The following is a 1,739-nucleotide window of genomic DNA, read 5'->3' on the forward strand; positions in this document are numbered from 1 at the left end:
GTTGAGGCATTGATTGAGGCTATAAAGGAGGGGGTTGTTGACTGCATTGCAACCGACCATGCACCTCATCACAAGGACGAAAAGAATGTAGAGTTTAATCTTGCACCAAGTGGAACAATTGGTTTTGAAACAGCTTTTGCAGTGCTCTACACCTACCTTGTAAAAAATAGAGGATTTGAGATTTCAAAATTAGTTGAGCTGCTTAGTATAAATCCAAGGAGGATAGTAAACCTGAAACCAAATGTAATTGAAGAGAATCAAAAAGCAAACCTTGTGATAGTTGACCCAAATAGAGAGTGGGAAGTTAAAGAGGAGGATATTGTTTCAAAGTCAAAAAATAGTGTGTTTTTGGGCAAAAAACTTACCTCATATGTTGAGACGGTAATATATGAAGGAAAGATATTAAAGAAGGACGGTGAAATTAAGTGCTAAACTTCTCTGACAGGCTAATTGAAGCGATAAAAAAGAAAAACAGTGTACTTGTAGCTGGGATTGATACAACAGTAGAAAACATTCCAGATTATTTTATGAAAAAGTACTATGACAATGAAAAAAACGAAATAGAAAATCTAAAATATATACTCTATGAATACAACAGAAGAATAATTGATGCAATTGAAGAAAATGTAATTGGTGTGAAATTCCAAGCTGCATTTTTTGAGCAGTACTCTTACCATGGCATAGAGGTGCTTCATAAACTTATCCAATATGCGCAAAACAAAAAGTTAATTATAATCTTTGATGGCAAAAGAAACGACATCTCAAGCTCAGCTAAGGGCTATTCTAATGCCTACATTGGCGAAACAGTCTTGTTTGACAGGAAAATAAAGTTCTTTGACTGTGACGCAATGACTGTAAATCCTTATCTTGGTGAGGATGGAATAAAGCCGTTTGTAGAGGACTGTGAAAGATTCAAAAAAGGTCTTTTTGTGCTTGTAAAAACTTCAAATCCTTCATCTAAGGACTTTCAAGATTTAATTGTAGATGGCAAGTACCTTTTTGAAAAGGTAGCTGAAAAGGTACATGAGTGGGGGGCAAGTTGCAAAGGTAAACATGGATACTCAGATATCGGTGCAGTTGTTGGCGCAACACAGCCACAAGCAGCAAAAATGGTAAGGTCAATTCTTCCAGACTCTTTTTTGCTCATTCCCGGAATTGGAATACAAGGAGGAAAAGTTGAAGATTTAAAATATTTCCTTGACAAAACAAGATGGGCATAATAGTAAACTCTTCACGCGATATAATATACGCATATAAAAATCACATACATTCAGACTTTGAAAAAAGCAGCTTTATCGCATCAAAGAATCTTAAGGAGAGTATAAATAGTGCAATTAACTGATGCGAAATTTTTTAAAAGAGGTGACGATATAAAGTGCCACTGAGAAAGGACATAAAAAAGGTTTTGGTAATAGGTTCAGGGCCAATAATAATCGGTCAGGCTGCCGAATTTGACTATTCAGGAAGCCAAGCTTGTAAGGCTTTAAAAGAAGAAGGAATAGAGGTTGTCCTGATTAATTCAAATCCTGCAACAATCATGACAGATAAAACTATGGCAGACAGCATCTATATTGAACCAATAAACTGCGAAATAATAGAAAAGATAATTCAAAAGGAAAAGGTTGACTCTATATTGCCAACCTTAGGTGGTCAGACAGGTCTTAACATTGCAGTTGAGCTTTACAGAAGCGGAATTCTGGATAAGTACAACGTAAAGGTGATTGGCACAAACATTGAGG

1 protein-coding gene and 2 pseudogenes are annotated in these 1,739 nt (G+C 35.9%); all 3 read left to right on the forward strand.

All coding sequences use genetic code 11. The features are described 5' to 3' along the window. The coding region (locus tag H964_RS07345; protein ID WP_039766221.1) for an amidohydrolase family protein at positions 1–432 on the forward strand (432 nt) is incomplete at its 5' end. Beyond that, positions 426–1,342, forward strand: a pseudogene (gene pyrF / locus H964_RS07350) (orotidine-5'-phosphate decarboxylase). The gene H964_RS07345 and the pseudogene pyrF, both read left to right, overlap by 7 nt. Before the next feature lie 33 nt (positions 1,343–1,375). Next, positions 1,376–1,739: pseudogene (locus H964_RS07355) on the forward strand (carbamoyl-phosphate synthase large subunit); the annotation flags it as partial.

It is taken from the genome of Caldicellulosiruptor sp. F32, from assembly GCF_000404025.1.
Classification (GTDB): domain Bacteria; phylum Bacillota; class Thermoanaerobacteria; order Caldicellulosiruptorales; family Caldicellulosiruptoraceae; genus Caldicellulosiruptor; species Caldicellulosiruptor saccharolyticus.